General features: G+C 69.5%; 5 protein-coding genes and 2 pseudogenes. 2 read left to right on the top strand and 5 right to left on the bottom strand.

Annotated features, from left to right (window positions below; genetic code table 11):
• Nucleotides 1-319 precede the first annotated feature (319 nt).
• Nucleotides 320-1,267 (bottom strand): SDR family NAD(P)-dependent oxidoreductase, encoded by a 948-nt coding sequence (locus ACWCQ1_RS51410; protein ID WP_451030053.1) that lies wholly within the window; start codon nt 1,265-1,267, stop codon nt 320-322.
• A gap of 109 nt (nt 1,268-1,376) precedes the next feature.
• Here ACWCQ1_RS51410 and ACWCQ1_RS51405 point away from each other — a divergent pair, with 109 nt between their 5' ends.
• Nucleotides 1,377-2,042: a TetR family transcriptional regulator gene (locus ACWCQ1_RS51405; protein WP_451030052.1), complete on the top strand. Its 666-nt coding sequence runs from the start codon at nt 1,377-1,379 to the stop codon at nt 2,040-2,042.
• A gap of 409 nt (nt 2,043-2,451) precedes the next feature.
• Here ACWCQ1_RS51405 and ACWCQ1_RS51400 read toward each other — a convergent pair whose 3' ends face one another.
• Entirely contained in the window at nt 2,452-3,720 is a 1,269-nt protein-coding gene (locus ACWCQ1_RS51400; protein WP_451030051.1) for a helix-turn-helix domain-containing protein, read from the bottom strand.
• Between the two features lie 551 nt (nt 3,721-4,271).
• Between ACWCQ1_RS51400 and ACWCQ1_RS51395 the strand changes: the two genes are divergently transcribed.
• Entirely contained in the window at nt 4,272-5,099 is an 828-nt protein-coding gene (locus ACWCQ1_RS51395; RefSeq protein WP_451030050.1) for a LuxR C-terminal-related transcriptional regulator, read from the top strand.
• 127 nt (nt 5,100-5,226) lie between these two features.
• Here ACWCQ1_RS51395 and ACWCQ1_RS51390 read toward each other — a convergent pair.
• The 3 genes and pseudogenes from ACWCQ1_RS51390 to ACWCQ1_RS51380 form a co-directional block, all read right to left on the bottom strand.
• Nucleotides 5,227-5,741, bottom strand: a pseudogene (locus tag ACWCQ1_RS51390) (RNA polymerase sigma factor).
• 232 nt (nt 5,742-5,973) lie between these two features.
• Nucleotides 5,974-6,387: pseudogene (locus ACWCQ1_RS51385) on the bottom strand (RNA-guided endonuclease TnpB family protein); the annotation flags it as partial.
• Between the two features lie 24 nt (nt 6,388-6,411).
• Nucleotides 6,412-6,801, bottom strand: a 390-nt coding sequence (locus ACWCQ1_RS51380; protein ID WP_451030049.1) for a transposase, incomplete at its 5' end; no start/stop codon positions are given.

Here is a 6,801-nt window from a genome sequence, read left to right as displayed (position 1 = left end):
GGAGTCCTCCCGGACGGGGCGGTCGTCGGTGAAGCAGGAACCCCAGCGGGCGACCGCTGGAATCCCCCGCCTTTAGGCGGGGGAGGAAGTCAACGAGAGGTTTCCCAGGTGGCAGCTACGGTTGGCTCGCCGCCGATCGCGTACAGGTGCGCGGCCTGGTCCGCCGCCCGCTTTCGAAGACGAAGAGCATTCGGATGCTCACCGTCTCACCGCTACGCGGACGCGGCTCGCGTACGTTCCGGTAGCGGCTCTTCTTGATGGCGCCGACCGTCGGGCGGCGGAGCGCCGGACGAGCCGGCGCCTCCTACCGGCGCGCGGGCTACATCGTGATGGCCGATCCGGAAGCAATCGAGTTCTGCTGGGGCTGAAGGACGGGGAACTTCACGCCGGTGAGGTCTTCGGAGACGGCCCACAGCCGCTGCTGGACGGCCACCTCGTACGATTCCGGGCTGGAGGTGACCACCCGGGGGTGGCCCTTGACCTCGATGCGCCCGTCGGGACCGTAGTACTGGCCGCCGAGCGCGGCGGGGTCCGTGGCGGCGCGCAGGGTGGGCAGGGCGCCCATGGCCGGCGTCTGGGTGATCAGCGGCGCGAGCCAGGTGACGGGCAGGCGGAGCGCGGTGGGGGTGTTGCGGGCGAGTTCGGTGTTGGACATGCCGGGGTGCGCGGCGATCGCGACGGTGGTGCCGTGGGTGGCGAGCCGGCGCTGCAGTTCGTAGGTGAACATCAGGTTGGCCAGCTTGGACTGGCCGTAGGCGGCGATCCGGCTGTAGGACCGTTCCCAGTGCAGGTCGTCGAAGTGGATCGCGGCCCGGATGCGGTGGCCGGTGCTGCTGACCGTCACCACGCGTGAGCCGGGCACCGGCAGCATCAGGTCCAGCAGCAGCCCGGTGAGTGCGAAGTGGCCGAGGTGGTTGGTGCCGAACTGCATCTCGAAGCCGTCGGCGGTGGTCTGCTTCGGGGTGTACATCACGCCGGCGTTGTTGATCAGCAGGTCGATCCGGTCGAGCCGGGCGTGCAGTGCCGCCGCCGCGGTCCGTACGGAGTCGAGCGAGGTCAGGTCCAGCGCCTGCACGCTCACGTCGCCGGTCATGCGGGCCGCGGCCTGCATGCCCTTTTCGACGTTGCGCACGGCGAGCACCACGGACGCCCCGTGCTCGGCGAACGCCTTGGCGGTTTCGTAGCCGAGTCCGGTGTTGGCCCCGGTCACCACGGCCACCCGCCCGCGCTGGTCCGGAATGTTCGTCGTTGTCCACTTCTTGCCCATGTCAGGCTCCCAGCTATCTAAAGTACCGAAGGTATCTTCCGTCGTCGACGGTAAGGTACCCCTGGTACTTTGTCAACGTACCGAAGGTACCTAATCTAGACTGGGGAGCGTGACTTTCCAGCGGGCGCGAACCGAAGAGCAACGGGAGATCCGGCGACGGGCGATCCTCGACATGGCGTCGGCGATGCTCGATGAGATGCCGGTGGCCGCGGTCACCCTCAACGAGCTCAGCCGCCGGGTAGGCCTGGCGAAGCCGAACGTGCTGCGCTACTTCGAGTCTCGCGAGGCGGTGCTGCTGGAGCTGCTCGACCGCTATTTGCAGGAGTGGCTGACGCAGCTGGCAGGCGAGCTGGCCGCCGGCATCGACGAAGACCTCCCCATGCCCGAGCGGGCGGCAGCGGTGGCCGAGATCCTCAGCCGCTCGCTGTCCGGCCGAATGGTGCTGTGCGAGCTCTTCGGCGCACAGGGCAGCGTCCTGGAGCACAACGTCTCCGTCGAGGTCGTGGCACGCTACAAGCGCGCCTCCCTGGACCGCCTGACAACCATGACCGCCCTGCTCCGGACGTACCTGCCGGAGCTGGGCGAGAACGCGACACTGTTCAGCCTGCAGACCATGGTCATGGCCGGCGCGCTGTCGGCGTACAGCACGCCCCCTCACAGCCTGCAGCAGGCCTACGAGGCCGAGCCCGAGCTGGCCCGCTTCCACTTGGATCTGAAGGACTCTTTGAAGCAGGCCCTGACCGCAACCCTCCTGGGCGTGCTACCGCGTCGCTGACCAGCGTTGCACTACGCAGGCCGAAGCCGTCTGAACGCCGTGCGCGCCACGGTCACCGACGTCATCGCGGACATCCGCGAACGCGGCGACACGGCCGTGGCGAGTACTCCGAGATGTTCGACGGATGGAGCCCCGAGTCCTTCCATCTGTCACCACAGCAGCGAGTTCGAGGTGGAGACCCTGCCCGGCGTGGCCGCCGCGCACAACTGTGCAAGTGACAGCGCACCGGTTGTCCCATCCCTGCTGGTGATCCGTCGGGCTTGCGACAGTTCGTCCAGCCGTGGGCTGAGGTCGCTGCCGCGCGCCCTGAGCAGAACCGGATCCTCGCCGTGCGCAGTCCGATCGGCGTCGGGTGCGACCGTCACTTTCCGGGGCGCCGCCGGCTCGGCGCCCCCGGAAGGCGGTCGTCTCAAACGGACGAGTGCGGGGCGGTGGCGACGCCGTCCACCGGTTGCGCGAGACGCAGGTCCGCGAGGGCCTGAGCCAGGGACTGCCACACGTGTGCGGCCAGATCCAGGTTCTGCGACTCCGTCGCCTGCCGGCCGAGCCGCTGCAGGACGCGGATGCCTTCCTCGACGCGCCCGTCCAGGATCATCAGCCGGCCGTCCAGGACGGACAACCGCATCCGGTCCCGGTACGACAGAAGCAGGTCCTCCTCCTCCAGCAGCGTGGCGCTGAGCACGCGGGCATCCTCCAACCGGCCCCGGTGGAAGGCCAGGTGGGCTTGCAGGGCGCGCAGCTCCTGGACCTGCACAGGGGTGCCCACCAGCTCCACGACGGACGCGGCTTCCGACAACCAGCGCTCCGCAGCGGTCAGTTGGGGAGGTGACATCTCCAGCGCGGCAGCGGTGGCGGCGGTCCGCAGCCGAGTCCACAAGGTCAGGTCGTCCCCGCCGTCGAGCAGTTGCAGGGCCCTGTCCAGTCTGGCCCGGGCAGAAGCGTGGTCGCCCTGACGGTTGCAGACCATCGCGGCGGTCCACCATCCCTCCGCCGCCTGCGCCGGTGCGGCCGCGGGCAGCAGGTCCCGCTCCAGTTCGGCCACGTGCCGCGCGGCCGCGTCCAGCCGGCCCAGCTCCGCCTCGATGCTGATGAGCACCATGAGGGCGGCCGCGGTGTCCGGCACGGACAACTCCTCGGCGCGGGCGAGGGAGAACGCCTGGACGGCCGCCGGTTCCGCCGCGCGCATGTCGCCCAGGGCCCGCGCGCAGCGGGCATACTGGATGTGCGACCGCACGCGCAGTTCTGGCACCTCCAAGAGGTCACTCACTTCGATGAGTTGGGCCAGGCGTGCGCGCTGCTGCGGATAGTCGCCGCCACCGCCGGCAGCGCGGCTGAGCAACCACAGCGCCTGCCAGCGGGCCGCGAGATCGTCCCCCGTGTCCTCGTCGACCGCCCGGCTGAGAGCGGCGACGTCGGGTGTGCCGGACGGCGCCGACAGTACGGCGGCCAGTTCGCGGGCCAGGGACCGCTCTTGCGAAGGGCCGGTCAGAGCGGAGGCGTCGACGCCGAGCCGCTCGGCGAGATAGGCGATGGCGCGCTCGGTGGGCCGACGGTCACCCGACTCAAGGCGCGACAGATACGCCGTCGACATGCCGTCACCGACGAGCCCCGCCTGACTGAGTCCCCGCTCCAGCCGGAGCCTCTTGAGCCGACGGCCGAAGTGCGGCTGTTTGAGCATCTCCCACCTCTGCTCCCTGACGCGCACCAGACCTCCGGCCTCGGCTCGTTCGCCCAGAGCTCTGGAGTTGTCAACACCATACGAAGACGGCCAACGGGCGGCAAGACGTCAAAGCTTCACCAACTCTGCTGCTCAGCAAGCGCGTTGCTGTCCGGTGACCAAAGCGGACGGAGCCCCGGCAGGCGGCACGCGCCGTGGCCTGCACGGGAGTTGACACGTTAGGCAGTTCACTTGGCAAACCCTTGCCAAGGGGGTTGCGGCACCCTAGCCTCAAGGGTGCCGTCCTGACGCGATTGCCCCCAACCGTCTCATGGAGGTCTCCGTGCCGCGCCACGCCCGAGCGGGCTCAACGCGAAGGACCATCCAGCGGCTCCTCGCATCCGGCCTGCGCGCACCTCGGGCGGCGAGGACGGGGAGTGCCAGGAGTGGGATCCCGACGCGCATCGCGGGCTGTTGCCCCGTTGCACGCTCGAGGCCGGGCATCGTGTCGAGCGGTGAGACCGTGCGGGCCGTGACAACGTTATCCGGCCGACGGCCGGTTCGTGTCGGCCATGTACGCGCTCCTTGAACGCACCCCGGTATCCGGGCATCCCGGCGCGTGCGTCGGTCCGCCCGGCTTCCCTCCTGCCAGCCCCCACGCGCAGCAAAAGGACGGTACGTCCGTGGCGACCACCAGCTACCCCCACGCGTTGCCCCGCAAGCACCACACCACCGCGCACCCGGCCCCTCCTGCTCGTCGTGAACCCTTAACCCGTGATGCCCCCGCCGTTTCCCCGGCGCGGGCCGTCTGTACGGCTCGCGCCTGTTCGGACAATCTGGTTATCACGGCCGCGGAACCGGAATTCGCCCGGCCATTCGGCCTCAGCGCGAAGGACATATGCGGGTATCGCCTTCTCGACCTTCTGCATTCACCCGAGCCCGCCCGACTCAGGGAACAATTCATCGCTCTCTCCTCTGGCCGCCGATCCCGATTCACCGAAATAGTCACGGGCAAAGACGGTGCCGGCGGATTCTTCCGCGCGCACATCACGTGCGTCGCCGTGCACGACCTGTCCGGTGAGAACTGCAGCGTCGTCGTCCTGCTGCGCGGCCCGGTCCCCTCACCCCGGCAGGACACCGTGCCGGCGGCCGGGGACGGACCCGTGCTCAGCGCTCTCGACGCCCAGGTGCTGGAGGGCGTGGCCTGCGGCGAATCGACGGTGCAGCTGGCCTCCCGCCTGTATCTGAGCCGCCAGGGCATCGAGTACCGCATCGGTCAGATGCTGCGCAGGTTCGACGCTCCCAACCGGCCCGCGCTGGTCTCGCGCGCGCACGCGCTGGGGATGTTCGCCCCCGGACAGTGGCCACCGCGTGTCGTGCCGGACCGCGTCAAGCCATAGGACGAAAGCGCCCGGAACGCGGGCCGTTGCCGACGCCACGGCCCGCGTTCCCACGGCCACCTTGAGGGGACATCAGGTCTCCGGCGTACAGCTCAAGGGACCGCCTGGCAGATCCGCCCCGCTCGGCTCACGCCGCCGAGGGCTGCCACGCCTCCTGGAAGCGGCGGCGGGCGCGGAAGAGGCGGGAGCGCACGGTACCCACGGGCAGGGCGAGCACCTCCGCCATCTCCTCCTCGTTCAGTCCGTAGACGCGCAGGGTCAGCACCTGCCGGTGCGCCCGGGACATCCGTTCGAGCACGTCGCTGATGTGCACCGCGTCCAGCGGGTTCGTCTGCTGGTGCGATCCACCTGCGAGCATGCCTGTTCTTCGCCGAAGCGCTTGGCGGTGCGCACTGCCTCGCGGACCGTCACCGCGCGCACCCAGCCGTAGAAGGCCACCGGTTCGCGCAGGGTGCCCAGCCCGCGGTAAATGGCCAGCAGCGCCTCCTGGGTGGCGTCGGCCGCGTAGTCGCGAGTGATGGACCGGCAGATCCGGGCGACGTAGGGCGTGATCTGGGTCAGCAGGTGGTTCATGGCGTGCTCGTCGCCCGCCTGGGCGCGCGGCAGCAGGTTCAAGGAGGGCAGTTCGCAGACGGCGGACATGTCGGAGGAGGGCTCCTTACGGCAACCGGGCGGGTGCGGGAGGGAGGCGGTCAGCCCGCGTCAACGGTGGCGGGCTCGCGGCGGGCGGCGGAGGCGAAGGCGAGGAGGCCGTCAAGCACCTCGTCGCGCAGGGCCCGCATGAAGGATGGGCTGAAGCACGCGTGTAGTGCGGGAACTCGATGGACAGGCGGCCCTCGAAGGAGACCACGCACGCCTTGACTTCCTCCCCCGCCTAAAGGCGGGGGATTCCAGCGGTCGCCCGCTGGCGTTCCTGCTTCACCGACGACCGCCCCGTCCGGGAGGACTCCCGTTGAGGTCTTACACCGTCTCCACAGGCAGACGCCGCCAGCCCGGCGGCCAGGATGTTGCGTGCCGCGTTCACGTCGCGGTCATGCACCGCGCCGCAGTGCTCGCACGTCCACGCGCGGACGTTCAGCGGCAGCTTCGCCGCGACCGTGCCGCAGCCCCCGCACAACTTGCTGGAGGGGAAGAAGCGGTCGATCACGACGAGTTCGCGCCCGTACCAGGCGCACTTGTACTCCAGCATCATGCGCAGATCCGCCCAGGCCGCATCCGAGATGGCGCGCGCCAGGCGCCCGTTCTTCAGCAGATTGCGGACGGTGAGGTCCTCGATCACGACCACTTGGACGCCCCTATGAGTGTCAAGCCGTCATGTCCCGAGTTCGGTTCGTGGCAGGAGCGAGAAGATCTCGCGGGCAACATAGCGTTTGAGGCACCTGATCACTTCGCGCCGGGTCTTGCCCTCCCTGATCCGCCGTTCGAGGTAGGCCTGGGTGCGCGGATCCCAGCGCAGACGGCTTTGCACGATGCGGTAGAGCGCCGCGTTCGCCTGCCGGTCACCGCCGCGGTTCAGACGTCTGCGCTGCTGTTTGCCCGACGAGCGCTCGACCGGGCTGGCCCCGCACAGCGCCGCGAAGGATGCTTCGTCGGCCAGACGTTCGGGATTGTCACCGGCGGTGATCAGAAGAGTGATGGCACTGTCTGGACCGATACCGATGCGCTCCACCAGCTGTGGAGCGTGGGACTGCACGAGGGCGGC

It is taken from the genome of Streptomyces sp. NPDC002144 (assembly GCF_053593695.1).
This window is presented reverse-complemented; position numbering and strand designations above follow the sequence as displayed.

Bases quoted from the DNA above. Each gene is read 5' to 3' on its own strand.
- ACWCQ1_RS51395 (WP_451030050.1), top strand. From the start codon at position 4,272: ATGTACGCGCTCCTTGAACGCACCCCGGTATCCGGGCATCCCGGCGCG.
- ACWCQ1_RS51400 (WP_451030051.1), bottom strand. From the start codon at position 3,720: ATGCTCAAACAGCCGCACTTCGGCCGTCGGCTCAAGAGGCTCCGGCTG.
- ACWCQ1_RS51410 (WP_451030053.1), bottom strand. From the start codon at position 1,267: ATGGGCAAGAAGTGGACAACGACGAACATTCCGGACCAGCGCGGGCGG.